Below are 25422 nucleotides of genomic sequence, written 5' to 3'. Positions count from 1 at the left end.
GGAGGTCCACCAACCTCCGCCAGGTGATTCGACATCGCTCCGTGCCGTCCCCCGGATTCACACACCACCGCGGCGATCGCCCGTCAGCGCAACTCCTCCCCCTGGCCGGCGTCAGGGGCACGAGCACCTCGATGGTCTCCTTTTGCGGAGCACCTGGACATTGCCGTACGACCGGCACCGCAATGCGAGCGACGACCGCAGACGGCATCACCGGCCTTCGACCGACGGACGCCCGCCGCATTGGCTCCCCGCCCCTGCCCGCCCCCTACTTCTTCCCGACCTTCTTCTTCAGCGCCGCGAGCTCCGCGTCGATCTCCGCCTCGGCCTTCTTCCGATCCTTCTCGGCCTGCTTCGCCGCGGCCACACGCGCCTTCTCCTCGGCGGCGGCGCGCTTTTGCGCCTCCTTCGCCGCCGCCTCGCGCTCCTTTGCCGTCGGCTCCCGCGTCGCTTCCTCGACCTTCTCCACGGCCTCGTCGAACAGCGCCTTGCCCGCGCTGAACCCGAAGCCGTGCACGATCGCGTCGGCGAGCCGCTTGATCACGGCTTCTTCCCCTTCTTCCACTGCTTCAGCGCGAGCTTGCGCTGATGCTCCTTCGCCACCGTCCCGTCCGGCGCGCGGCCGTGCACGTAGTCTTTTTGCCACGCCGCCTGGTTCGCGCTCGACCCCTCGATCGGCAGCTCCTTGATGAATTGCGACCGACTGTTCCGCCATTCGAGGTACGCCTTCGCCACCTCGGGATCGTCGTAGAGCCCGCGCAGCTCCGGCTCGAACGATTCGAGCTCGCCGCGCCGCATCGGCACGATCATCGCGATCGGCTCGCCCCGCTTCCACGTCACCGGGTGCTGCGGCCGCGTGAGCTGCCAGTTCATCGTGAACGTCGCCGTGGTCCAGTCCGTCTCGACGATCCCGTCGAGCGGATACGCGCCGTCCTTCGGCATGTTCGCCGGGCCCCGGACGAGCAGGTTGTACCCGGGCGGCGTGCGGAACAGGAACGGAATGGTGAACGTGAGGATGCCGTGCCCGAAATGGCTCATGGCCAGGTACGGCTCCGGGCCCTCGAGGTTCTCGATGCACACGCTCTTCAAGGAGCCTGTCCCGTCCCAGATGGCCCGCACCGTGTGCGGCGACAGGACGAGCCAGCCGGCCTGGTTCGCGATGAGCAGCGGCAAGCACCGGTTCGCGAACGCGTCCCGTGTATCGTTCATCCATTCGCGCTGGATGGGCCCGGGGACGAGCTCGGGCGGCTGTCCGGTGCTGGTGTGGTAGGCGAGGAAGGGGAGCTTTTCGGACTTCTCGGACATCGGCCGGGACGATCCTAGCAAAGCTCCCCGGCCCGGTGGGGACGAAAATTCAGTTCGTGTTCCGAAGGACCACGAGCGAGTTCGTGGCATTCGACGTGACGAGCAGGTCGGCCCGGCCGTCCCCCGTCACGTCCGACACCGAGACGGACGTCGGGCGCGAAATCTCGCCGAGCGTCGGCCCGGCCGTGAAGAACTCGCCGTTCCAGAGGAGCACGTTCACCCGTCCGCCCGCGAGGACGACGAGATCCTCGTCCCCGTCCCCGTCGAGATCCTCGAGCACCGGGCTATGCGCGATCCCGAGGCCCAGCATGAACGTCGTCCCGATGAACGTGCCGTCGCCGAGGCCGAGCATCAGCACGATTCCGTCCCCCTGTCTATGCGTCGCCACGAAGTCCGCGTGCCCGTCGCCGTTCACGTCGCCCGCCGCCATGTCGGCGATGATGTCGTCGACGAGCAGGTATTCCGGAGCATTCGCGAACGTCCCGTCCCCGTTGCCGGGCTGGAAGAAGACCACGAATTCGCCGGCGCCAGCAAAGTCGAGCTTCCCATCTTCGTTGAAATCGGCGATCGCCACGGCGTCGGTAAAAAGGTATTCCGCGTCCGAGAACGTGCCATCGCCGTTGTTCAGGAGCGAGATGCCGCCGTTGTTCGTATCGGCCACCACGAGGATATCGAGATCGCCGTCGCCGTCCGTGTCGCCGACGTCCGTGCTCCCGGCGCCGAAGAACCCGGGATAAGAAGGAATCGACGGGCCGAAAGAAAGGCCGCCCGTGTTCGGGAATGTCTGTACCACGTAGCCCTCGTCGTTCCCGCCCGGCAGCGCGGCGACGAGGTCCAGGCCCGAATTCGCGTCTGCCGCGAACGCGAAGAGCCCGATCGGCGCCTCGAGGACATCGTGCGAGCTCGCCGGTTCGAACCCGCCGCCGACCTTTCCTCGTAGTATCGTATTCACCGCCGCGACATGGCTGAATACGATGTCCTTTTGCCCGTCGCCGTCGAAATCGGCGGCCACCGATTGACGGGCGCCGACGCCGTACGGCACGCCGAGCGGCGCGAGGAAGCTGCCCATTCCGTCGCCCGGGAGGACCGAGATCCCGGGGCCGTCGTTGCCGGCGACGACGTCCGTGTCCCCGTCGCCGTCGACGTCCCCCGCGGCGAGCGCCTTCGGGTTTCGCCCCGCGTCGAGCGCGATCGGATCGGAGAGCGCCCCGCCGCCGGTGTTTTTCAGGACGTAGGCCGCGCCGAAGCGATGCGCGAGCAGCACGTCGGGCAGGCCGTCGCCGTCGACGTCCTTGATCTCCTTCATCTCGGCGTCCGCTTCGTTCGCGTATTTCACCATCGGCGCGAACGTGCCATTGCCGTTGTTCACGAGGACGCCATAACCGGTGGTGAACGCTTGCCGCGGGCCGACGACGAGGTCGAGCTTTCCGTCGCCGGTGAGGTCGACGAGCGCGATCGACTCGGAGCGCTGCGACGGCAGCGTCACGCCCGCCGCGAGCGCGCCGCCGCCCGTCCCCTTCCAGAGCCACGACACATTCGAGGTCGACGAGCTCGTCGCCACGACGTCGACGAATCCATCACCGTCCACGTCGCCCGCGGCGACAGCGAAGATGTTGTGGGTGCCGCCCGAGGTGTTGTACGTCGCCGCGAGCGTGAGCGCGCCGTCGCCGGCGTTCGTGAGCACGTCGATGCCGCCCGACCCGCGGGAGACCACGATATCGACGTCGCCGTCCGCGTCGATGTCGGTGGGAGCCAATGCGCCGGGCGTGGTGCTGCCCGTCGCGTATTGCTGCGGCGCCATGAGCGAGCCGTCTCCCTGGTTCAGGGCGACGAAGACGCCGACCGGGGTCCCGAAGTAGCCGTTCGTCGCGACGACGTCCGGCTTGCCGTCGCCGTTCATGTCGGCGATCGCGACGTTCACGGTGATCGATTCGAACTGGGCTCGATGGATCTCCTGGAACGTCCCGTCCCCGTTGCCCCGCAAAACGCCGATGAAGCCGCCGCTCGTGTTCGTCACGACGAGATCGAGCTTGCCGTCGCCGTCCATGTCGGCCGTACGAATGGCGGTGTTGCCCGCGCCGACCGCCGCGGGATACGAGCCGTCGACGACGAAATGCAGGCCCATCGAGCCCCCGCCGCCCATTCCACCGGCGCCGCCTTGACCGCCTTCGCCGCCCATTCCACCGGCGCCGCCCATTCCACCGGCGCCGCCCATTCCTCCGCCGCCGCCTTGACCGCCGGTGCCACCCGTCCCTCCGACGCCGCCCGTCCCTCCGACGCCGCCCGTCCCTCCGGCGCCGCCCATTCCGCCCGTCCCGGCGGATCCGCCCGTTCCCGACGGGGTCCCCGTGCCTCCATCGCCGCACGCCGAGAGCACGAGCCCGACGGCCGCCCAAATCGCAAGCTTGCTACGCTTCATCCCCAGTTCCTCCGATCCTCCGCTGGAATGGCCATCCCCGTCCGTTCGTCAGGGCGAACCAATCACCACCGTTCTTTGCTCCGTGATGGCCGCTCCATCGGCGTCGGAGATCTCGGCTTTCAGGTTCACCTGCCGGTTCACCAGCGCCCCCATGTCGAGCTGCGCGTCGATCCGGAAGAGGATCCCCTTCGCCTCACAGAACCCCTGCGCCGGCCTGTCCGGAAACACGCGCACCGATTGCGACGGCCCGATGACCTCGCCCGAGTCGAGCAACGTCGCCGTGAGTTTCACGACCGCGGTCTGCTTCAATCCGCGCGTGCGGAGCGACGCGAAGATGTGGTGCCCCCCTTGATCGCCGGCCCAGACCTGGAGCGTGTCCTGATCCGAGAGCGGGCTCCAGATCACGTCGCCCTGCCCGAGCGTCACGGTCGGCGCGCCGGGCTCCTTCGGCTTGCACCAGCTGTATTTCGCCCAGTCGGACGTGTACGTTTCGAGCACCTCGGGCGCGAGATAGGGATCGAGGCAGCGCCCCCAGTTGCACGTGAGCCCCGGGCCACACCCCCCGCCGCAACCATCGCCGCTCAACGTGACGCGAAGCAGGGGCGCCTTGCCCGCGCGGGCGCGGGTGCTGGCGAGGCGCTGCCTCACGTCTCCTTTGCCGTCGACGTCGGTCTCCAGCGAGACCTCCACGAGCGCGTCGTCCGCGAGCCCCTCGATCGGGATCTCCTGGGGAAGCTGAATCGGCGCCGGAACGCCCGTGCCCCACAGCGCGTCGTGGACCACCGCGCCGTCCACCTTCGCCACCACGTGGATCGAGGCCGCCTGCAGGAAAAGCTCGTTCGGCGCATTGATCACGCCGACGACCACGCGCGCCTCGTTTCCGCCGCCGCCCATTCCCCCGCCGCCGCCCATGCCGCCGGCGCCGCCCATTCCGCCCGCGCCCCCGGCGCCGCCCATTCCGCCGGCGCCGGCACCGCCCGTTCCGCCCTCGCCGCCCATTCCGCCGGTGCCCCCGGCGGCGCCCATTCCGCCGGCCCCGCCGGTCCCCCCCGTGCCCCCGGCGCCGGGAGAAGGATTCGGTTCGCCCCCGCATGCCGCGAGAGAGGTGAGAAGCAAGAGCAGACAGGTGATGGATCGTTGGTTCACGGTACGCTCCGGATGTCCGATCGAAAATCTTACAACGACCCGCGACAACGTGGAAAGCACTCGTTGTTGATGCCGCCACGCGTCATCGCCTTCGTGCATCCTACGTTCGCAAACTGCTGAAAGTTTCTTCGTTCACTGGAAGCGAGGCTCCCCTGGCGCGGAATCGCCAGCCGCTCGGCGCATGACAGGGAGAGTGGCTGGAATTCCCATTGCATCGCTTCTCCATACTTTCGGCTTACGGACAACCTGCACCTGTTCGCGGAAGAAGGTCATGTCGAAGAAGCACCCGAACTCCATGCTTGGCGCGCGTCGTTTTGGAAAAACCTTGGGAGGCCTCTCGCTCGTGCTGGCCGCTGGTTGCGCGGCGTCCGAGATGCCGGAGGAGAACCTCCCCGAAGGGGGCATGGAGGAGGCCGCGGCGCAGGGATCGAGGCCGATCTTCACGCCGGCCGGCGACGCCGATCAACGCACGCTGGCCGAGACGATCAGCCGCGCGCACATCGCGGTGAACCTCGAGACGCTCGGCCTCGATGGCGAGGACGACATCGAGGTGAAGCGCGTGCGCATCGACGAGCTGTCGCTCGCCCACACGCGAATTCAGCAGAAGTTCAAGGGGTTGCCCGTCTTCGAGGGCGAGGCGATCGTGCACCTCGATCGCAATGGCCATCTACGCGACGTCACGGATGGATTCGTGAAACGCATTCGCCGCGACCTCTCGGTTTCGCCCACGCTCACCGAAAAGCAGGCGATCCGCGCCGCACTCGCTCGATACGTCTGCGAATCGTGCCTGACCGCGGCTCCCGCGGTCAATCTGCTCGTGATGCGCCACGGGGGCGAGGATCATCTCGCCTATCGCGTGGCGCTCCGCCGCATCGACAGCACGCACGACACCGCGATGCCCGTCCTCTTCATCGACGCGCACAGCGGCGAGGAGATCCACCGCTACGACAATCTCCAGACCGCGCAGGGCACGTCCCTCTACAACGGCACGGTGACCATCGGCACGAGCAGCTCGAGCGGCAAGTATTACCCCGAGGATCTCACCCGCAAGGTCGGCACGTTCAGCTACGCCAATGGCACGAGCACCGTCTATCGCATCTCGGACACGGACGACGTCTGGAACGGCACCGATCAGCGGATCGTGGTCGACGCCCATTTCGGCGCGTCGATGGTGTACGACTATTACAAGACCGTTCACGGCCGCAATGGCATCGACGGCGCGGGCGGCCCCGTGGCGTACGCGGCGGCGAACGGCGGCGCGGGGCTCATCAGCTCCATCGTCCGGTACAGCACATTCTACAACAACGCGTTCTGGGACGGCAGCCAGATGACGTACGGCGACGGCGACGGCACGATGTTCTCGCCGCTCGTCTCGCTCGACATCGCCGCGCACGAAATGACCCACGGCGTGACCGAGTACGAGGCAAACCTCACGTACGAAAACGAATCCGGCGCGCTGAACGAGTCGTGGTCGGACGTGTTCGGCGCGCTCGTCGAGCGATACGTCTACGGCGAGAGCGCCGATACCTGGAAGATCGGCGAGGACTGCTACACCCCGGGCACCACGGGCGACGCGCTCCGCTACATGGACAACCCCCACAATGCGAACGACAACGGTTTCACGTCGAACGACGATCCCGACCATTACAGCGAGCGGTACACGGGCACCGAGGACAACGGCGGCGTCCACATCAACTCGGGCATCCCGAACCACGCGTTCTACCTGCTCGCGAAGGGCGGCACGCACCACCTGAGCGGCGTCAGGGTCACGGGCATCGGCGCCGACGACGCAGGCAAGATCTGGTACAAGGCCCTCGCCGATTACATGACCGCGAGCACGAACTTCGCGGGCGCCCGCCAGGCCACGCTGAGCGCGGCGAGCGCGATCTTCGGCGCGTCGAGCGCGCAATACACCTCGACGCAAGCTGCCTGGTGCGCCGTCGGCGTCGGCGAATGCCCCGCGGGCGGCGGCGGCGGCAGCGGGACGAACCTGCTCACGAACGGCACGTTCGAGGGCAGCGTGAGCCCCTGGGTGCTGAGCGGCACGGGCGCGCTCTACACGAACAACGGCAATTACCCGCATTCGGGCACCGGGTATCCATATTTCGGCAACACCGTCAGCGTCTCGGGCTCGATGTACCAGCAGATCACGATCCCCGCGGGCGCCTCGCCGACGCTCACGTTCCAGCTCAACGTGACCTCGGCCGAGTCCACGACGACGACGCAATACGACCAGCTCTTCGTCGAGCTCCGGAGCACGGCTGGCACCCTGCTGAAGACGCTCGCGACCTACAGCAACCTGAACAAGGGGACGGCCGGGGCCTACGTGCAGAAGAGCCTCTCGCTCGCGGGATACGGCGGCCAGACCGTCCGGATCCAGTTCCGCACGACGAACGACAGCTCGGCCATCACGACGTTCCGGGTCGACACCGCCGAACTGAAGTGACAGCAGGCTGTCGAGAAACGCCGCGAGCGCCCTCCAGCCCGTGAACACGGACCCCTCGACGCGGGTCGATGATCTACGGGCCGAAGGGCCCCCATCGCCCTCTGCTGCGGGTCGTTTATCGGAAGAACCGTATTCGAGAGCGACGTGTCACATCGCCCCCTCACCTGCGTTCTTGCCCGGACCCGGCGAACGGTAACCGGGTTTTATTCGGGAGACTCGAACGGCGCGAGGCAGCAGAACGTGACGGCGTCCGTGGGGTCTTCCGAGGCCGCGCCCGTCGGCTCCCCGCCTCGGGGAGGTTGGTGCACGACCCCTCCGAGGCCGGGCACGTGCACTCGCACGCCGCGGATGGCGCGTCGAGGTACGCGAAGCGTCGGTACTTCTCGAAAAACTCCACATCATCGCCGTAGCCGCCCAGCTTGCGCGCCTCGTCGCAGCTCGCCGGCGCAAGCTCGCGTGTCGATCTTCCCGATGACGATGACCGAACGCGATGAGCGATCCCGCACGCGTGCGCGCACCAGCAGCATCATCCGCCCGCGAGGCCCGAGAAGGAAGGCACATGCGCGGCGAGGAGGTGAGGTGCCGCGAACGATGCTCTTTCGGGTGGGCAAGCCGCTCGAGAAGGACTTCCGGCCGGCGGTACGTGATTATCTCGAAGGACGACAGCGCAACCCGAGCGTGCAGACGCTCGTCGCGGGGCACTGGAAGATGCAGCCGCATGGTCCTGGGTTTTCGTTGCGACGTTTGATCTACGTCGAGCCGTACGGGCGCGGGGATGTGGATGCCCCCATTCACGTGCGGCCGATCCGGCTGGGGTGACCCCCTATCGACGGAGGGATGGCACGTGTCCGTACGGGTCACGAACCTGTGACCGGTTCGGTCACTTGCTTCCCCCAAGAGCGCACGATCGCTGGGGAAAACGAGAAGCATACGCCTGGCACGAACCGTGCTGCGGTGCTGCGTCCCTGAGGAAACGTTTTCGAGGAGGTCGGTCCATCATGACAGTGCGTTCGCTTGTCCTTTTGCTTGGTCTTTCGTTGGTCTGGGTCGGCTGCGGGGGCCACGAGGGAGACGGCTCGGGCGCCGCCGGTCACGACGGAGGCCACGGCGGCGCGGGAGGCGGCACGGGCGGCGCGGGCGGGACTGGAGGCGCAGGTGGCGCAGGCGGTTGGGGCGGCGCAGGCGGCGGCTCTTCGGGCCCGCCGCAGGCCCCGATCATGAAGTCCGTGGCCCCGATGCAGGGTGCCTTGCACGTGGAGTGGGAAAACGTGACGCCGGATTGCGAGAAGATCGAGCTCGACTGGAACAAGGACGGCGGCGCGTATGCCAAGGCGTACACGCTCGTCGGCGCGGCGACGTCGCAACACGACACGTCGGCGATCCCGCCGGGAACGTACTGCTACAAAGCGCGCTGCATCAAGGGCGCCGAGACGTCGTCCGACTCCAACGAGAAGTGCGGTACGCCATGAAAAACAATCGATTCGTGCTCTTCGGGGCCTTCCTCGTCATGGCCGGTTGCTCCAGCGAGGAAGGCCAGAAAACAGCCGCGCGTGACCCCCTCGCGCCTTATCCGCCGACGGGCGTCACCCGCGAATTCGAGCTCACGATCGACGAGACCCAGTGGGAGGTCGGGCCGGGGGCAATTTACAACGCGATCGCCTACAATGGCGTGATCCCGGGCCCGCCGATCGAGGTCGACGCGGGGGATCACGTCGTCCTCCGCGTAACCAACAACGCCGCAAAACCGCACTCGGTCCATACCCATGTCGTGAAGTTCACCTACACCAACGACGGGACGCACAATTCGGTCGTCGCGCCTGGCGAGACGAAGACCATCGAATGGGACGCCGTGTATGCAGGGACCTTCCCGTACCACGATCACGGCGACGAGGCCGAAGGGACGAAGCGCGGTCTCTTCGGCGCCCTCATCGTGCACCCGCCGGGGGAGGCCAAAGCGAACGAGCACGTCGTCGTGCTCGCCGACTTCGATCAAAGCGAATACGACTCGCTTCCCGGCGTCGCCGATCCCGAGACGGGCGAATTCCCAGACGCGGGCGTCTATCACGGCGGTCACCAGTACATGCACACGATCAACGGCAAGGGCTATGAGGACGCGATCCCGGCTTTCAAAGGCAAGGTCGGCGAGCTCCAACGCTTTCGGGTCGTGAGCATCGGCAACGAGTTCCACACCTGGCACATCCACGGCCACCGCTGGCTCGATGCGAGCGGCCAGCTAACGGACAACGTGCAGCTCGGCCCGGGGATGTACACGACGTTCGAATTCATGGAAGACAACCCCGGCACCTGGCTCGTGCATTGCCACGTTGGCGAGCACATGGAAGGCGGGATGATCGCTGACTATGTCGTCACGCCTTGAGGCTGACTCGGACGTGCCCGCGCGGCCGCCCTCGGGGGAGCGGCGGCGTAAGCCCCTGCACCGGACGCGAAGTTCGGCTGATTCAAGGAGCGTTGCATGAACGCGAAGAGTATCTACGAGACGCTGGCCGCCCTCGGGGCGGGAATGATGATCGCAGGCTGCACGACGTCTCCCGCGCCGACGGGCGAATCGGAGGTGAAGCCTGTCGCCGAGGTTCCCGCCGCGAGCCCGAGCCCGGTCAAGGCTGCGCCGACCGCGCCCACGGGCGAACCCCTCCCGGTCGCCACGAGCGCGGCAGCCCCGCCCCCCGAGGCTCCGCCGAAGGCCACCGCGGTAGTCCCGCCTCGCGCGACCACGGCGCCGCCCGCCGCGAAGGAAGCCCCCGCGCCCCCCGCCCCCTCGCCGGTGACCGCGACCCCGCCTCCGCCCGCCGAGAAGCCCGCGCCCACCCCCACGGCAACCGCGACGGCCGCGCACAAGCACGGCGCGCAGATGAGCTGCGGCGAAGGGTCCTGCGGATGAAGCACGAGGCAATCACGCGGGCAGCCCTTGCCGTGCTTCTCTCGCTCCTGCCTTCGTGCGCGACGAAGCAAGAGCCGCTGCTCGAGCAGCGGCTCCTCGCGGAGTTTGCCGAGGCGTATCCGACGGCATCGAACCCGAACGGTATCGTCCGCAGCTTCGACATCACCGCCGCGGAGGTCGAATTGCCCCTCCTCGACGGCAAACCCCTGCGCGTGTGGACCTATAATGGTCAGGTGCCCGGCCCGGAGCTGCGCGTCCGTCTCGGCGAGACGGTGCGTGTCCGATTCACGAATCGCCTGCCACAGCCCACGACGATCCACTGGCACGGCGTGCGCGTGCCCAACGACATGGATGGCGTCCCGACGCAGAGCCGCCCCGCCATCAAACCCGGGGAATCGTTCGTCTACGAATTCACCCCCAAGGACGCGGGGACGTTCTGGTTCCACCCGCACATCCGCAGCAGCGAGCAGGTCGAGCGAGGGCTTTTTGGTGTGCTCATCGTGGAGGACCCGGCGCCCCCCGCCTACAGCCGCGATGTCGTCTGGGTCGTCGACGACTGGCTCCTCGGGCAGGATGGGCAAATCGTGCCGGCCTTCAATACGCGCCACGACCTCGCGCACGACGGGCGCTGGGGGAATCACGTCACGGTCAATGGCCGGACGAACGAGGTGCTCGCCCTCCGGCCTGGAGAACGGATCCGTCTGCGGATCGTGAACGTGGCGAACGGGCGCGTGTTCGCCCCCGATTTTGGCGGGCTCGCGGCGAAGATCGTCGCCGTGGACGGCCTGTACGTGCGGACATCGTTCGACGCGAGTGGCTTCGAGCTCGCGCCCGGCAACCGGATTGACGTGGATTTGATGGCCGGTTCTGCGGGCGCCGCGGTATCCATCGAGGATCGGTTCCTGCGGTCCCGCCCGCGACGCCTCGCCGAGATTCGTGTCGCTGGCGATCCCGTAGAGACCCCCCGTTTCGAGCCGCCGACGCGCAGGACCGTCCCCGCGTGGACGGCGGGTAGCGAGGTGCCCGTGCATGCCGAGCTCGCGCTCGATGCGCGGCGAGGCGGGCCCTTCGGGATCGAATGGACCATCAACGGCGTGGCGTTCCAGGGCCACGAGAGCGCCACGGGCCACACCGGCATTCCGCTCGTGCAGGGCCAATTCAATCATCTCCGGTTCGCCAACCACTCGGCTCGACTGCACCCGATCCACCTGCACGGGATGTTTTTCCGTGTGCTCACCCGGAACGGTCGTGCGGTGGAGGAGCCGTTCTTCCGCGATACCGTCCTGGTTCACCCGCGCGAGACGGTGGATGTCGGTGTCGTTCCTGTGGACGAAGGGAGCTGGATGCTCCACTGCCACATCCTGGAGCACGCCGAGGCGGGCATGATGACAATGCTCGAGGTGGGGTCCGCCAACGGAGCGACACCCGGACACACGAAGCATTGATTGCGCTCGATCCAGGCGGGTGAATGTTGCTTTTTCCGGTCGATCCGTTGCCCAACCTGCCGCTCTACGACCGGCTCTTGCAGCTCTCGGCCTGGCAGGAGTGTGACGAACTGCGGCGGCGGGAAGGGACAGTGATCCTTCAAGTCACAATGGAGTGACCCGTCTGGTTTCTTTCACCTTTGGGTCGAGGGCTTCGTCGCGACCGCATAGAGCGCATGCGTCTGCGCGGTGAGGGCATTGCGAGCACGGAGCGAGCCGAGGGTGTCGCGTTTGACGGCCTGGAGCGTGCCAGGAGCGAGCTGGTCGATCGTACCGCGGTAGCCCGAGCCGAGGGCGATGATCCACCAATCGTCCGGGGAATCGAGCGTCTGATACGAATGCTCCGCGTCCACCGAAGGGGCAGTCACGCCGGACTGCGCGAGCATCTCCCGCAGGCTATCGGACGTGTTGATGCGCTCCCAGGGCCTGAACGACCGATAGAGGTCCGGGCGATGGTCGCGGATGGCCTCCCAGAATGCGGTATTGCCCGGTTCGAGGACGTCGGGGCCCCAGGTCGTGATGGCGAGGGTGCCGCCCGGTTTGACCGACCGCCAGAGCCGCCGCACGGCGGCCGGCATATCGGCGACGAAGAAGATCCCGAAGACGCAGACGACGGCGTCGAAGTGCTCGGCAGGGATGTCCATGACCTCGAAGTCGGCGCAGCGGAAGTCGATGTTCGGGAGCCCGAGCGTTCGGGCTTTGGCGCGGCCTCGGTCGAGCAGGGCGTCGGCGATGTCCACGGCGAGCACGGAGCCCCGCGACCCGACGGCCTGAGCCGCGGGGATCGCGGACGCGCCACTGCCGGAACAGACGTCGAGGACACGGTCGCCGGGCCGGAGAGGGACACGCGCGACCGTGCCTTTGCCGATACGCGACCAGAACGCGAGGGGCGGATCATCGAAATGTCCTGCCGCGGCGGAGTATGTAGCAGCGATGAGGGCTTTGGCGGGGGCGAGTTGGTTCATGGCCTTTCACCGGGAAAATGGGTGCACAAGATCGTACGGCCGAGCCGACGCAGACCGCGGTCCGCCATTACACTCCCTCGTCGTTTCAGGCCGCGGCCACGTACGGACCACGCAACAACGCGTCCTGGTCGAGCGGCGCCGCCGCCTCGATGAACGAGCACGATCATGACGACCTCCAAAAAGCAGGGCACCGGAGCTCACGGCGCGAGGGACCGCTTCAGGCGGCGTGGGGGCGCGACTCGTAGCCGGCGTCATGCAACGCATCGACGAGGGCCGAGAGCGGTGCGGAGGACGCATCGTGGCGCACGAGGACGGTGCCCTCGCGCAACTTGACCTCGACCTTCTCGACCCCCGCGAGCTGGCCGAGCGCGCTGTCGATGTGGCGGATGCAGGACGGGCAGCTCATCCCGTCGACCTGCAGCAGGGTTTCCTTCATGGCGTCTTCCTTTCGGGAGCGGCCTTCTCGCCGCCCATGCCTCGAAGACGCAGCCGCCAGGCTTCATTACACCTGCTCGTGGCTTCCGCCGGACGAGCCGACCCGGCGGCGATCAATCGTCTCTGGCAGTGACGCCCGATGGGGGGCGAGAGGCATCCTGGAGGGCGGAGACCTGCGCGCGGAGTCGCTCCACCTGCGCCTGGAGGCTCGCGGGCACGTCGCCCGAACCGCGCAGGATCTCGAGCAAGCGCGGCGCGGGCGAGACGCCTGCCTGGAGACAACCGGCCAGGACGAGGACGTCCGTGCCGTCGAGATCACGAAGGAAATGCTCGATTTCGGTCCAGTCGGCGTCGTCGCGGAGGGCCGTCACGGGTGCCACCGGGTGCTCGCGCTCGATGGTCATGAACCCGCGGGACCGCCCCGAGACTTGGTCGATCGGGAGCATGGCGCGAAAGAGCGTCTCGATCGGGACCCAATGCGGCGGGTATTTGAAGCGTGCCACGTCGAGCAGGAGCGCGAGATCCCGGTCCGCGTGCATACCGCCGATCGGCGAGAAGTGGCCGCTCCCGGTCTGGCCCAGCGTCGCGCGGTCGTAGGCGACGACGAAATGGGTCTCGCCTGGGCGAGACGTGGCATCCCGAATAGCCTTGCGAAACACCTCGACGGATGAGGACTCCGCGAAGTGCGCGTTGGTCCGGGTGCCGTTGCACCGGGCGAGGCATGCGAATTGCGTCAGCGTAATCCCGTCCCGAGCGACCGCATCGAGGGGGCGACAGCAGTCCAGGTGCTCTTCCGCGTACCAGCGCCATGGCCCCTTCCACGCGCGGCCAGGATCGATCGCCAGCGCGTTCAACACCATGACGAGCGTACCAAGTCCGCAAAACGCAGGCTCGGCCTGGGTGTGGAACTGCTCGATGAGCGAAAAGAAGCCCTCCATCGTCCCTCCGGAGAGAGCTTCGCGAAAGATCGCGCGCCCATCCGCGGAGGAGAACGATATGCAGCCCTCGGGCAGGGGGCGCTTGTAGAACGACGGCTGGGCCTTGGGCACGGTTTTCATGAGCCTGCGCTCGAATGGCATATTTCCGTTCGTGGGTCAACGAGCCATTTCACCTCGAAACGCATGTAGAACGAGCCTCCGTCACTTCTGCTACGCCAAATGCTTCGCTCTGCTGGAGTGCCGGAATGCACGAAGATGGTCTCGTCGAAAAACGGATGATGATGTTCCTTGCTCGAAGCGCCGGGGCCAAGGCGCATCATCCGCGCGACCATGTTGTCGCTCTCGTGGATGTCAGTGGCCGAGACCTTGCCGGTCTCCGGTCTTGCCACGGCTGAGAGATTGGTCACGGAGGGTGCATTGGAAGGGACCGCAGGGACCGCATTGTTCTCAGCTCGGACGTCGATTGCAGACAACGCGGAACAGCCCGAGCACGGCGAGCCACGCCTTCATGAACGCACCGCGGAGATGGCTCTCAACGGTTCGTCGAGCAGGGTGCACTCGTGAGCCCGGCAGCGTCGGAGCGTCTGCATCTGGCGTCTGCGGACCGCGCGCAGGGCCACGATCTTCTGGGCCACACGAGCGAGCACGGCCTCGAACCGCGGTTGTTCGCTTGCGCAGCTCGCCGTGCCCGTATCCGCCGCGTGCAGGGGCTCCATCACTTCGTCGAGGGTGAAGCCGAGCTCTTGCAGCTCTTTCGCAAACCGAATCCGTTCGACCGTCGCGGGAGTGAAGGCGCGGTAGCCCGAAGCGCGGCGCGGCGCGGCCGGCAACACCCCACGGCGCTCATAGTAACGAACGGTGTCCACACCGACTCCTGCTTGCCTGGCCACCTCGCCGATCTTCAGCGCAGTCATGATGGGCGAGGATTCTGGCCGTGACTCTGGAGCCAGGTCAAGGGTCTAGACTCATGGCCGCAGAGGAGGACCGATCATATGCAAGAGGGCAGTCTGCCGATCGCCTGCGTCCCCAGCGCGTTGACCGTCGAGGAGAGGGCTCGTTCCAGGGAGTTGCGCGAGGAGCTGGCCCGCGCGATCGAGGAGACCACGGAGGGGGAGGATGGGTCGTCGTTTCGCTATCGTAAAGACGCGGCGATCTTCGTGCGATTAAAGCCAACTGAACCGTTTTCGTTGACGGGTATTCTTCGCTGCCCTCAGCGTGGCGATCGGATCCTGGGGAAGATTTCGGGTAGCTCGGAGCGCCGGTACTACATGTGCGCACGTCGCCACCTCGGCGGGAGCGACATCTGTTCGTTCCCGAGCATCGCCGCGAACGAGTTGCAGAAGGCCGTCTGGGACTGGCTGCACGAAGTGCTGTCGTCGCCGGCCTTCGTGAGGTAGCAAGGGTCCGCACGAGGGGTCCGTGTTCACGGGCTCCCTGGAGCCAGGCAGGAGGACGCAGGAATACTCCAGTATTCCGAGGACGACGACCGACGATCCAGGGCGAGCCGCAAGTTTATCGGCAGCCTGCGGTTGACCGGCGCGGCCCAGGGCGTAATTTTCGGGCCGTGCGTGCCCTCCGCGTCCTGCAGCAAAGAGACGAAGCCATCCGCGCGCGCGTCGCGCGGGACGTCGAAGACCGCCTCGGCGAGGGCAACCTCGAATCGCTCGCCCTCGCGGCCCACGCGGCGATGGAGCGGGAGACCACGCGCGCTCGAGGCACGGGCGCGCGCGCCCCGGCCTGCTCGGCCGGCTGCTCGTATTGCTGTCACGTGCACGCGCACGCGACCCTCCCCGAGATCCTCGCCGTCGCCGCGTGGCTCCGCCGCTCGCTCGCCCCGGAGGCGCTCTTCGCGCTGAAGGAGCGGCTCGCGCGGCACGTGGCGGACGTCGAGCCGCTCTCCGACGAGGAGCGCTGGGCCGCGCGGATCCCTTGCGCGCTGCTCGACGAACGCGGCTACTGCTCGGTGCACGAGGCGCGGCCGCTGCGCTGCCGGGCCTTTCATTCCTGCTCGGCCGACGATTGTCGGGACGCCTTCGAGGGCCGCACCGACGCGCTGCCTCCCCGCGCGGCGCTCCTCGCGCGCGCCGCGGACGCCGTCGAGGCGGGCTACGATCGCGCGCTCCTCGCCGCGGGGATTGACGCTTCGGGTCATCGGCTGGAGAGCGCGCTGCTCCGCGTGCTCGAACGTACGGCGCCGTAATTCTGGAGAGGCCCGAGATCCGGCGATCTCAAACGCGCAAAACCGTGGCATTCTCCGGCGCATGCGCACTCTGCTAGCTCTCTTTCTCCTCCCATGTTTCGTGCTCCCCTTCGCTTGCTCGGCCAGCGGCGATCACACCGCCACGAGCGCCGGCGCCGGCGGGACCGGCGGCGGCAGCGACGGCAACGGCTGCGGCCAATGCTTCGGGGCCGTCTACACGCCCTGCAATCCCGACGGCACGCCCGGCGCGCCGATCACGTGTCCGAGCGGCGTGTGCGCGCCGAACGTGGGCTGCGTCGAATGCCAGCCCGGCTCCCTCACCTGCGTGGGGAACGAGGTTCGCCGCTGCTCCGAGGACGGCAAGGACGCGAGCGAGGTCGTCGAAGTCTGCGACGCGGCCGCGGGGTTCGGCTGCTCCAATGGCAAATGCACCGGCGCTTGTGACGTCGCCGCCGATCAGCCTTCCAACGTCGGTTGCGAGTTCTGGGCCGTCGATCTCGATCAACAGGACGGCTTGAACGATCCGGCGAGCGCGCCCTGGGGCGTCGTCCTCTCGAATACCGGAGAGGCCGTGGCGAAGGTCGTGATCGAGCAGAACGACGCGCCGCTCGGAATGCCCGCGACGCCGAAGCTCGTGCTCGCGGTCGACGTGCAGCCCGGCGAGCTCTTCACGGCGAAGCTCCCGACGCGCGAGCTCGATTGCGGCGTCAAGCCGAACGATTACCTCTCCCCCGGCACGTGTTTGTCCTCGAACGCGTTCCGCATCACCTCGTCCGCGCCGATCGTCGTGTATCAGTTCAACGTCTTCGAGAATGCGTACTCGAACGACGCGTCGCTCCTCCTGCCCACGACCGGCCTCGGCAAGATCTACCGCATCATCAACTGGCCGGCCGGGCACCCGGTCCCGCTCGATTTCCCGGGCATCGGCAAGATCATCGATCGCTCGTACGTGACCGTCATCGGCACGAAGCCGAACACCGTCGTCACGGTCAAGCCGAGCTGGCGCATCAAGGGTAACCCGCCCATTGCCGCGACGCTGCCCGGCGGCGAAATCAAGGTCACGCTCAATCCCTTCGACGTCTTGAACCTGGAGACCGACGACGCCACGTTCCAGGACGACCCGAAGACGGTGGCCGATCTCTCGTCCACGATCGTCACGTCGACGCTCCCGGTCGCGGTCTTCTCGGGCGTCGAGACCACGAGCGCGCCCGGCGGCGTCCTCGAGATCCCGACGTACGGGGGCTGGACGAGCGACAGCACCTGCTGCCTCGATCACCTCGAAGAGCAGATGTTCCCCGTGGAATCGGTCGGCTCGCGTTATGTGATCACGCGCAGCCCCGTGCGCTCCACGTCGGGCTACCGCGAGCCCGACATCATTCGATTCCTCGGCGTCGCCGAGGACGCGACCGTCACGACGAACCTGCCCGCGCCCTTCGATTCGTTCGTGCTCAAAGCAGGCGAGGTGAAGACCACGTGGGCGCAGGACAATTTCGTGGTCGGCGCGACGAAGCCGGTCATGGTGGGGCAGCTCCAGGTCTCGAACGGGTACGTCGACGGCCCCGCGATCGGCGACCCTTCGCTCACCGTCTTCCCGCCGATCGAGCAGTTCCGCACCGAATACGTCATTCCGACGCCGCCCTCGTGGACGCAGAACTGGGTCGTGGTCGCGGCCGAAGTCGGCTCGGAGGTCATGCTCGACGGCTTCACGACGAACCTCTGCCAGATCGAGCCCGCGGGCATGGTCGAGGGCAAGGCGTACCATTCCCGCAAATGCCCGCTGGAGCCCGGCGTGCACAAACTCACCGGGGACAAACCTTTCGGGATCATCGGGTACGGCTACGGGAGCGCGGGATCGTATGCGTTCGCGGGTGGCGCGGACGTGAAGCGCGTGTACGAGCCGCCTCCGCTCAAGTGAGAGGAATCCCAGCACGCCCGCGAGGAAGCTGATATCCTCGCGCTCCATGGGACGAGACGACGGCCGCGCGGGGTATCGACGACGGGCCAAGGCCACGCTGGAAAAGGGTGCATGGCTCTCGATCGCGCTCTCCGAGATCGCCTGCAACCCCGCGCCCGCCGCGCCCGCTTCCTCCGCCCCCACCCACGCCGCCGCGCCCGCGCCATCCGCGTCCGCGCCCGTGTGGACCAGCCCGAACCAGGGCGAAGAGGAGATCCTGCAGAAATTCGCGCCCTATGCGGTCACGGACGGCTCGATCGCGCGCCGCGTGCTCTACACGTGGACCACGCGCGAGCAGATCGCGGCGCTCGAAAAAGACCGCGTGCTCCTCACGCGCACCGAATCGCCCGAGCATGGCGCGTCGTATTTCGATCAAATGCTCCACGCTCGCGCCGTCGCCAAGGATCCGCTCGCGGAGGTGCTCCGCACAACGCCGTTTGCCCGCGCGCGATATGCCTGGACCGCACCCTGGGCGACGACGTTTGGCCTCGGCGGCGAATCCTACGGCGATCGGCTCCTTCGGGTCACGCTGAAGCAAGACGCGTGGGTTGCCGTGCTCATGACCTCGAAGAAGAACCTCGAAGTCAGGGATCTCGCGGGCAAACCGGTGCCGATCGCCGACGCGCTCGCCCACCCGGAGCGCATCGCGGCGGTGTATTTCGCGCACGACACGCCCGTGACGGGGTATGCCGCGTCGATGGCCGGACCGGAGGAGCGCGTCGGTTATCGCGAGTACGTGCTCTGCAACGAGTCGATGATCGAATCGTGGTCGATCCGGACGCCCGAGATCCGGAAGGAGCTCCTCGACGGCGCGGCGGCGCTCCGCGCGCTCGCCCGATTCTTGTTCTTGCACCCGCCGGAGCGGAGATTCACGGGCGTCCGGTGGAACGTGCAGGTAGTGAAAGAGACGTTTCCCCTCGCCGAGCCGGTGCCGACGCTCTTCGGTATGTACGAAGCGTCGCTCGCATTTCCCTCCGGCGTGTACGAGCCGGAATCCAATCGCCTGAACATCGTGGCCGCCCGGATCGAGGAATACGAGGAGCAACAAAAAGGCTCGCCGCTCACGCACACGCCAACGGCGAAGTTCCCGCCCCCGTCCGAAAGGAAGCCGTCGCCGCCGCCGCGGGTCGTCCCGTGGTACGAGAGGCATTGACGCGGGCCATGCCCCGGATCGGAAAAACCGAGGCGCTCGCGCTCGTGGAGGCGGAGCGGGCGCGTTTACCCGCGTCGTACGAGGGGTGCACGATGTGCGCGCTCGCCCGGGGTTTTCCGGCGGACGCGGTGCAGCTTGCCGAGAGTCCGCGCGCCGTGGCCGTACTGGATCGATTCGCGGCGCGGCGAGGCCACGTGCTCGTCGTGCTGCGGCGTCACGTGGAGTCGATCGCGGCGCTGTCGTGGGACGAATACGCCGAGGTGCAACGGCTCGCGTGGGAAACGACGCGCGCGCTGGAGCGTGTCCTTTCGCCGCGCCGAACCTTCGTGGCGGCGCTCGGCGCGGCGACGGCGCGGGTCAATTCGTTCCCGCATCACCACGTGCACGTGATCCCGATCGACGCGGCGGACACGCAGGACAGACCCGCGCAGGTGCTCACCTGGGAGCTCGGCGTCCACGTGTACGAGGAGGGAGAAGCGAAGGCGCTCGGAGATGCGCTCAGGGCGAGCTGGCCGGCGAGGGAATGAAGGGGCGGTCGTTCGAGACCACCCCCAAGAACCCCATCAATGCACCCGCATCCCGGGTTTCGCCCCGCTATCGGCCGACAGGACGAACACGCTCTCCCCGTCGCCCGCCGCGAGCACCATGCCTTCGCTCATCCCGAACTTCATCTGCCGCGGCGCCAGGTTCGCGCACACGATCACCAGCCGGCCGAGGAGATCCTTCGGATCGTAATACGCCTTGATCCCCGCGAACACCTGCCGCGTCGTGTCGCCGCCGAGCGAGACCGTGAGCTTGAGGAGCTTTTTCGCCCCCGGCACGCCCTCGGCCGCGACGATCCGCGCGACGCGCATGTCGACCTTCGTGAAATCGTCGATCGTACACTGCGGCGCGAGCGGCTCCTTGGCGAGCGCGTCGCCCGCATCCTCCCACGTCGCCGGGGTCGCTTCCCCCGCGCCCGTCTCCGGGGCCGCCGCGGCCTTCGGCGCCTCGCCCGGCTCGCCCGCGCGGCTCGCTTCGATCATCTTCTGCACGGCTTCGATCTCCATTCGCTTCATCAAATGCTGGTACGGCGCGACGGGTGTGCCCACGAGCGGCTTCTGCGCGAGCTCGAATCGATCCATCGGGCAATTCAGGAGCACGCCCGACTCCGCCGCGAGCTTCGGCAAGACGGGGGCCAGGTAAAGCACGATCTGCCGGAACAGGTTCAGCGCGACCGTGCACGCATTCTGCACCTCCTGCTCCTTGCCCGGCTGCTTGTTGAGCGCCCACGGGGCCACGCGATCCACGTATTCGTTCGCCCGGTCCGCGAGACCCACGATGATCCGGATCGCCCGCGCGAAATCGAACGCCGCGTACGCCTCGCCGATCTCCGCGCCCGCCTTCGCCGCCGCCTCGAAGAGCCCGCCGTCGTCCGGATAGCTCGCCGAAAGGCCCGTCTTCGCCACGAAGCGCGACGAGCGGCTCGCGAGGTTCACGATCTTGTTCACGAGCTCCGCGTTCACCTTCTGCACGAACTCGTCGACGTTGAGATCGAAATCCTCGACGCGCGCGCCGAGCTTGCTCGCGTAGTAATAACGGAGGTACGAGGGATCGAGGTGGTCGAGGTACGTCCGCGCCATGACGAACGTGCCCTTCGTCTTCGACATCTTCTCGCCGTTCACCGTCAAGAAGCCGTGCACCTGCACCCGGGAGGGCAGCGAATACCCCGCGCTCTTCAGCATCGAGGGCCAGAACAGCGTGTGGAAATAAACGATGTCCTTGCCGATGACGTGCACGATGTCGGTCTTGTCCGAGCGCCACCAGTCGTCCATGCGCTCGCCGTGCTTGTCGCACCACTCGCGCGTCGAGCCGATGTATCCGATCGGCGCGTCGAACCAGACGTACCAGTATTGCCCCGGCGCTTCGGGGATCTCGAAGCCGAAGTACGGCGCGGGGCGCGAGACGTCCCAGTCGCGCAAGGGCTCGGCGAGGAAATGGCCCGCGAGGTAGTTCGCGATCTCCTTCGGCATGCGGCCCTCGGCCGCCGTCCATTCGGTGAAGAACGCGTGGTCGGGCTCGATCGAGACGAACAGGTGCTCGGCGCTCTTGAGCTCCGGCCGCGCGCCGGAGAGCGTACTCTTCGGGTCCACGAGCTCGGTGGCGCTGTACGTCGAGCCGCACTTGTCGCAGTTGTCGCCGTACTGATCGGACGCGCCGCAGCGCGGGCACGTGCCCTTGACGAACCGGTCGGCGAGGAACGTGCCCGCCTGCGGATCGAAGAGCTGCGTCACGTCGCGCTTCGCGACCCGCCCGTTCTTCTGCAGCGAGGCCCAGATCTCGTTGCAGACCTCGCGCGTCGCGGCCGAGTTCGTGCTGCCGTAGTGATCGAACTGGATCATGAACTCGGCGAAGTCGCGCTGATGCGCGGCGCTCATGTCCGCGATCACCGCCTCCTCCGAGCGCCCCTCCTTGCGCGCGCGGATCATGATCGACGTGCCGTGCGTGTCGTCCGCGCAGATGTAGATGGCGCGGCGCCCGGTCATGCGCTGGTACCGCACGAAGATGTCCGTCTGCGTGTACTCGAGCATGTGGCCGAGGTGAATGTGGCCGTTGGCGTAGGGAAGCGCGCTAGTGACCAGGAGAGGCTTCATGGCGGGCGCAATGTGCACCATCACGCGGACAAATGCCAAGCCCCGACCTGCAAACGTGCCGTTCGTCCGTCCGTCCGCGTCAGAGGTCAGAGGTAGAGGCTCGTACGCGCCGCTCGTCCTTCGTCGAGCAGCTCCGCGATCCGCGCCTTCACGGCCTCCACCTTGGGGATCACCTCGGCGTCCTCCTCGTTGCCCGTGCCCTCGAACCACATCGGCTCGCCGAACCAGATCGAGCAGCGCGCCGGCAAGGGCAAGGGCAGGACCGTCGGCGTGATCGGGAAGTACGGGATGTTGAAGGCGCGGGCGAGCGGCTTGATGTCGAAGAACGCCGGGCACGCCTCCTCGCCGCCGACGAACGCGAACGGCGTGATCGGCGAGCGCGTCTTCATCGCGAGGCGCACGAAGCCCGTGCCGAAGTCGACGAGCTTGTACCTGTCCTTCCAGAGCTTGCCGCTGCCACGCGCGCCTTCCGGGAAGACCATGATGAGCTCGTCGTCCGCGAGCAGGCGCTCGCAGTTCTCGGGCAGGCCCGTGACCTGGCCGGCCCGCGTCAGCCACACGTTCACGAGCGGCAGGCGCTGGAAGACCTTCTCGATCATCGCCTTCACCGCCCGCGGCGGGCGCGCGTCGAGCATCATCGCGGTCGCCACCATCATGCCGTCGTAGGCGAGCTGCGACGAGTGGTTGCCGATGAGCAGGCCCCGCCCCTCCGGCACGCGATCGATTCCGTGGACCTCGACCCGGAAATAATGCCGGTAAAACCAGGCCGCCACGTAGAGCGTGCGCTTCGCCGCCGCCGTGGAGAAGCCCCATTTGTCGTACCCGAGCGCGTTCACGGCGGGCGAGACCGTGTCCACGATCTCCGAAAGCTCCCGGGGTATCCGTCGATCCAGCTCCTCGAACAGGCCATCCAGCGCGGTCATCGTGCGTTTCCCCTTCCGACGTCAAAGATAACTGAGAAATGCGAGATCCCGCCGCCTGCGCTTGAGCTCCGCGAACCTGCGGCAGAGCGGGTAGAGCGCCGCCACCACGGCGAGCGTGTATCCGTAGACGAAGGGCAAACCATGCTGGGCCTTCGCGGGCAAACCCATGTGCTGCCAGGTGAAGACCTCGTCGCCGTGGATCGCGTAGTGCACGATCCCGGCGGAGGCATGGATCAGGAAGAGGTGGAGGATGTAATAAAAGAGCGGCGCCCGGCCGAACGCGAGCAGGATGCTCTGGCCCGGGAGCTTTCGCCCCTCGAGCGCGCCGAGCGCGAGGAGCGCGGGCCCGAGCGTCATGAGCAGGTACGAGAGCGACGGCGGGTACTTGCGGCAATTGAGGAACGAGAGCGTCGTCGCGAGCGCGCTCTCCTGCGAGGTCCAAGGCAACGGATCGCCGTAGACGTTGAGCCCCCGGACGACCACGAACGAAAGCGTGAGCGTCGCGCCGAGCTTGTAGAGCCACGCGCGGCGTTCGCCCGGCGTCGCCTCGAAGAGCACGCCGAGGCCATATCCCGCGGCCATGACGCCGATCCACGGCACGAGCGGGTACGCGATGAACACGTAGTGACCCGGCACGGGCTCGAAAGGTCTGGACGTGTGGAGGATCGACCAGACGACGTCGAGCGCGCTGCCTCTGGCGAAGGAGACGCCGTCGAGGAGGTTGTGCCCGGCGATCATGGCGACGCCGATCGCCGCGACGACACGCACGGGCAGATGCACGAGCCCCGCGAGCGCGATCATGCTCCAGCCGATCGCCCAGATCACCTGGAGCGGCGTGACGTGGTAGCCGAGGTCGAAGGTCCAGCCGAGCCGGATCACCGTGATTTCCAGGAGAACGAGCCAGGCGCCCCGCGTGAGGAGAAACCGGGAGAGCTCGCCCCGGCTCTTGCCACGCGCGGCCTGCAAGTACGCGCTCGTGCCCGCGAGCAGGACGAAGACGGGGGCGCAAAAGTGCGTGATCCACCGCGTGAAGAAGAGCGCGGCGCTGGTCTTCGTGAGGTCGATGCGAAAGTCGACGGGCGGGCCCACGAAGTCCCGCGCGTGGTCGATCGCCATCAAGATCATGACGAGGCCCCGGAGCACGTCGACCGCGTCGAGACGCGCATGTGCCGCGGGTTTCGTGGGGATTTCGGCCGCGATCGCGCCGCCTTCTTCGAGAGACAGGGACGTCACGGGCGCGAGCCTACCAGGGATCAGGCGCGAAGGCGGATCACTGGATGCGGAACCGATCGCCGTGGCGGCCGTCGTCGTCGCGCCGGTCGAACACGGTGAACGGGTTGAACCGATTGCCGATGCGCTCGCTGTAGCGGCCCTCGAGCCGCACCACCACGCCGTTCGTCGCGTCCCTCAGCGTGACGTCGTCGTAGGTGACGCGGACGAGCACCGGGAAACGCTCGCGGCCGCAAAACGCGACCCCATCCGGGGCCTCGAGGCCGATCGAGCCGACGATGCGGCCCTCGCGATCCGCGCGGAGCGCGATCCGCTGGGCGACGTACTGGCGAACGATCCTTCTATCGCCCTGGCCCCCCGTGACGACGCCGGCCCGGGTCGCGCAGCGATACACGGCGCGGGCCTCGGCCCGGAGGCGAACCTCGACGGACTCCCTTCGTGCCAGGCCAAACTCACGAAAATCGACGTCGAGTTCGCCCTTGCGATTGATGTCGACCGTGACGTTCCGGAACACGGGGTTTTGATCGCGGCGCTGCGCATCCGCAGGTGACGCCGCGAGGAGCGGCGCGGCCGCGAGCGCGGCGAGCATGACGATTCGAATCGTTCGTCCCATGGCGCATTCCTCCTTCTTGCACGCGCGGCTCCCGCGCGGCCCGTCTCGACGGACGAAGGCAGGCCCGCGCCCGCTTCGTCGCCCCCTTCCCATGAGACCGCCCGCGCGGGAGCGGAAGCGCCGCCCGGCACGGATGTTCGCGGCCCAGTCGCTTTCTGCCCGTCCTTGGCAGAACTTCCAATGTTTATCGGCGAGCGCGTGGCCGCCCCGCTCGACGAGGGCTCGCCCAGGCCAAAGAAAAAGCGCGGTGGTCAGATGTGCTCCGGTGAGCGCGGCTCGCCGTGATTGCCGTTGCGGAGACGACCATCGACGAACGGAACATTTTGGGAGGCCAACAATGAATCAGTTCTCGAAGTTTTTCGCGCTGCTCGGTCTGTCCGCGTCCGTGGCGCTCGTGGGCGCCGGCTGCGCGGCCGAGGTCGAGGATCCCGCGTCCGAGCTGGCCCTCGCGGACGAGGCGAACAACAGCGCGGAGCTCGCCGTGAGCGCGGACGAGACCACGGCCGAGAGTGAAGACGCGCTCTCGGCGGGGGGTCCCGGCTGCGGCTGGGGCGGCGGCTGCGGCGGCGGCGCCATCGTCGGCCCCTACGGCGGCGGCGCCTTCGTCGGCCCGCGCGGTGGGGCCGCCATCGTCGGCCCGGGCGGCGGCGGCGCCTTCGTCGGCCCGGGCGGCGGCGCCATC

General features: G+C 67.5%; 24 protein-coding genes and 1 pseudogene. 12 read left to right on the top strand and 13 right to left on the bottom strand.

Annotated features, from left to right (window positions below):
- Nucleotides 1-265: 265 nt before the first annotated feature.
- The 4 genes from QHF83_RS38750 to QHF83_RS38735 are packed head-to-tail and all read right to left on the bottom strand — an operon-like array spanning nt 266 to nt 4867.
- Nucleotides 266-541 (bottom strand): hypothetical protein, encoded by a 276-nt coding sequence (locus QHF83_RS38750; RefSeq protein WP_282423102.1) that lies wholly within the window; start codon nt 539-541, stop codon nt 266-268.
- A complete protein-coding gene (locus QHF83_RS38745; protein ID WP_282423101.1) occupies nt 538-1302 on the bottom strand; it encodes a DUF6065 family protein in 765 nt (254 codons plus the stop codon). Before QHF83_RS38745 ends, QHF83_RS38750 begins: the two co-directional genes overlap by 4 nt.
- A gap of 49 nt (nt 1303-1351) precedes the next feature.
- Nucleotides 1352-3721 (bottom strand): VCBS repeat-containing protein, encoded by a 2370-nt coding sequence (locus tag QHF83_RS38740; protein WP_282423100.1) that lies wholly within the window; start codon nt 3719-3721, stop codon nt 1352-1354.
- A gap of 48 nt (nt 3722-3769) precedes the next feature.
- Nucleotides 3770-4867 (bottom strand): hypothetical protein, encoded by a 1098-nt coding sequence (locus QHF83_RS38735; RefSeq protein WP_282423099.1) that lies wholly within the window; start codon nt 4865-4867, stop codon nt 3770-3772.
- A gap of 271 nt (nt 4868-5138) precedes the next feature.
- Between QHF83_RS38735 and QHF83_RS38730 the strand changes: the two genes are divergently transcribed.
- The 6 genes from QHF83_RS38730 (at nt 5139) to QHF83_RS38705 (ending at nt 11657) form a co-directional block, all read left to right on the top strand.
- Nucleotides 5139-7313: a M4 family metallopeptidase gene (locus QHF83_RS38730; RefSeq protein ID WP_282423098.1), complete on the top strand. Its 2175-nt coding sequence runs from the start codon at nt 5139-5141 to the stop codon at nt 7311-7313.
- A 579-nt stretch (nt 7314-7892) separates the two neighbouring features.
- Nucleotides 7893-8132, top strand: coding sequence for a hypothetical protein (locus tag QHF83_RS38725; protein WP_282423097.1), 240 nt, complete (start codon nt 7893-7895; stop codon nt 8130-8132).
- A gap of 179 nt (nt 8133-8311) precedes the next feature.
- A complete protein-coding gene (locus QHF83_RS38720; RefSeq protein WP_282423096.1) occupies nt 8312-8782 on the top strand; it encodes a hypothetical protein in 471 nt (156 codons plus the stop codon).
- Entirely contained in the window at nt 8779-9690 is a 912-nt protein-coding gene (locus QHF83_RS38715) for a multicopper oxidase domain-containing protein (protein ID WP_282423095.1), read from the top strand. Before QHF83_RS38720 ends, QHF83_RS38715 begins: the two co-directional genes overlap by 4 nt.
- 96 nt (nt 9691-9786) lie before the next feature.
- Complete coding sequence (locus QHF83_RS38710) at nt 9787-10212, top strand: hypothetical protein (protein WP_282423094.1); 426 nt, start codon at nt 9787-9789, stop codon at nt 10210-10212.
- Complete coding sequence (locus tag QHF83_RS38705; RefSeq protein ID WP_282423093.1) at nt 10209-11657, top strand: multicopper oxidase family protein; 1449 nt, start codon at nt 10209-10211, stop codon at nt 11655-11657. Before QHF83_RS38710 ends, QHF83_RS38705 begins: the two co-directional genes overlap by 4 nt.
- A 173-nt stretch (nt 11658-11830) precedes the next feature.
- Here the strand turns inward: QHF83_RS38705 and QHF83_RS38700 are convergent, their stop codons facing one another.
- The 5 genes from QHF83_RS38700 to QHF83_RS38680 all read right to left on the bottom strand — a co-directional run bounded on the left by QHF83_RS38700 (nt 11831) and on the right by QHF83_RS38680 (nt 14948).
- Nucleotides 11831-12661 carry a class I SAM-dependent methyltransferase gene (locus tag QHF83_RS38700; protein ID WP_282423092.1) on the bottom strand — a complete coding sequence of 277 codons (831 nt, stop codon included), beginning with the start codon at nt 12659-12661 and terminating at the stop codon, nt 11831-11833.
- A 217-nt stretch (nt 12662-12878) separates the two neighbouring features.
- The gene (locus QHF83_RS38695; RefSeq protein ID WP_282423091.1) at nt 12879-13097 is read right to left on the bottom strand and encodes a heavy-metal-associated domain-containing protein; all 219 of its coding nucleotides are present in this window, start codon (nt 13095-13097) and stop codon (nt 12879-12881) included.
- Between the two features lie 112 nt (nt 13098-13209).
- Nucleotides 13210-14154: a phytochelatin synthase family protein gene (locus QHF83_RS38690; protein WP_282423090.1), complete on the bottom strand. Its 945-nt coding sequence runs from the start codon at nt 14152-14154 to the stop codon at nt 13210-13212.
- Entirely contained in the window at nt 14151-14441 is a 291-nt protein-coding gene (locus QHF83_RS38685; RefSeq protein ID WP_282423089.1) for a hypothetical protein, read from the bottom strand. The genes QHF83_RS38690 and QHF83_RS38685 overlap by 4 nt, the downstream gene beginning before the upstream one ends.
- 99 nt (nt 14442-14540) lie before the next feature.
- Complete coding sequence (locus tag QHF83_RS38680; RefSeq protein ID WP_282423088.1) at nt 14541-14948, bottom strand: MerR family transcriptional regulator; 408 nt, start codon at nt 14946-14948, stop codon at nt 14541-14543.
- Nucleotides 14949-15026: 78 nt separating this feature from the next.
- On the opposite strand from QHF83_RS38680, the gene QHF83_RS38675 reads away from it, so the two are divergent.
- The 5 genes from QHF83_RS38675 to QHF83_RS38655 all read left to right on the top strand — a co-directional run bounded on the left by QHF83_RS38675 (nt 15027) and on the right by QHF83_RS38655 (nt 19868).
- Nucleotides 15027-15431, top strand: a complete 405-nt coding sequence (locus QHF83_RS38675; protein ID WP_282423087.1) for a zinc ribbon domain-containing protein — start codon at nt 15027-15029, stop codon at nt 15429-15431.
- A 167-nt stretch (nt 15432-15598) separates the two neighbouring features.
- Nucleotides 15599-16234 carry a YkgJ family cysteine cluster protein gene (locus QHF83_RS38670; protein WP_282423086.1) on the top strand — a complete coding sequence of 212 codons (636 nt, stop codon included), beginning with the start codon at nt 15599-15601 and terminating at the stop codon, nt 16232-16234.
- A gap of 100 nt (nt 16235-16334) precedes the next feature.
- Entirely contained in the window at nt 16335-18149 is a 1815-nt protein-coding gene (locus QHF83_RS38665) for an IgGFc-binding protein (protein WP_282423085.1), read from the top strand.
- Nucleotides 18150-18195: 46 nt separating this feature from the next.
- Nucleotides 18196-19341, top strand: coding sequence for a hypothetical protein (locus tag QHF83_RS38660; protein ID WP_282423084.1), 1146 nt, complete (start codon nt 18196-18198; stop codon nt 19339-19341).
- An 8-nt stretch (nt 19342-19349) separates the two neighbouring features.
- On the top strand, nt 19350-19868 hold the full coding sequence (locus tag QHF83_RS38655; protein ID WP_282423083.1) for an HIT family protein: 519 nt from the start codon (nt 19350-19352) through the stop codon (nt 19866-19868).
- Nucleotides 19869-19904: 36 nt separating this feature from the next.
- Here QHF83_RS38655 and metG read toward each other — a convergent pair whose 3' ends face one another.
- The 4 genes from metG to QHF83_RS38635 all read right to left on the bottom strand — a co-directional run bounded on the left by metG (nt 19905) and on the right by QHF83_RS38635 (nt 24740).
- Nucleotides 19905-21974: a methionine--tRNA ligase gene (gene metG, locus QHF83_RS38650; protein ID WP_282423082.1), complete on the bottom strand. Its 2070-nt coding sequence runs from the start codon at nt 21972-21974 to the stop codon at nt 19905-19907.
- 86 nt (nt 21975-22060) lie between these two features.
- The gene (locus QHF83_RS38645) at nt 22061-22897 is read right to left on the bottom strand and encodes a lysophospholipid acyltransferase family protein (protein ID WP_282423081.1); all 837 of its coding nucleotides are present in this window, start codon (nt 22895-22897) and stop codon (nt 22061-22063) included.
- Nucleotides 22898-22918: 21 nt separating this feature from the next.
- Nucleotides 22919-24130, bottom strand: coding sequence for a heparan-alpha-glucosaminide N-acetyltransferase domain-containing protein (locus tag QHF83_RS38640; protein WP_282423080.1), 1212 nt, complete (start codon nt 24128-24130; stop codon nt 22919-22921).
- 37 nt (nt 24131-24167) lie between these two features.
- Entirely contained in the window at nt 24168-24740 is a 573-nt protein-coding gene (locus tag QHF83_RS38635) for a hypothetical protein (protein ID WP_282423079.1), read from the bottom strand.
- A gap of 337 nt (nt 24741-25077) precedes the next feature.
- Here QHF83_RS38635 and QHF83_RS38630 point away from each other — a divergent pair.
- Nucleotides 25078-25422 (top strand): annotated as a pseudogene (locus QHF83_RS38630) (hypothetical protein); the annotation flags it as partial.

Source organism: Polyangium sp. 15x6 (assembly GCF_029960785.1).
GTDB lineage: Bacteria > Myxococcota_A > Polyangia > Polyangiales > Polyangiaceae > Polyangium.
The sequence above is the reverse complement of the archived record's forward strand: the minus strand, read 5'-3'. Positions and strand labels throughout refer to the sequence as shown.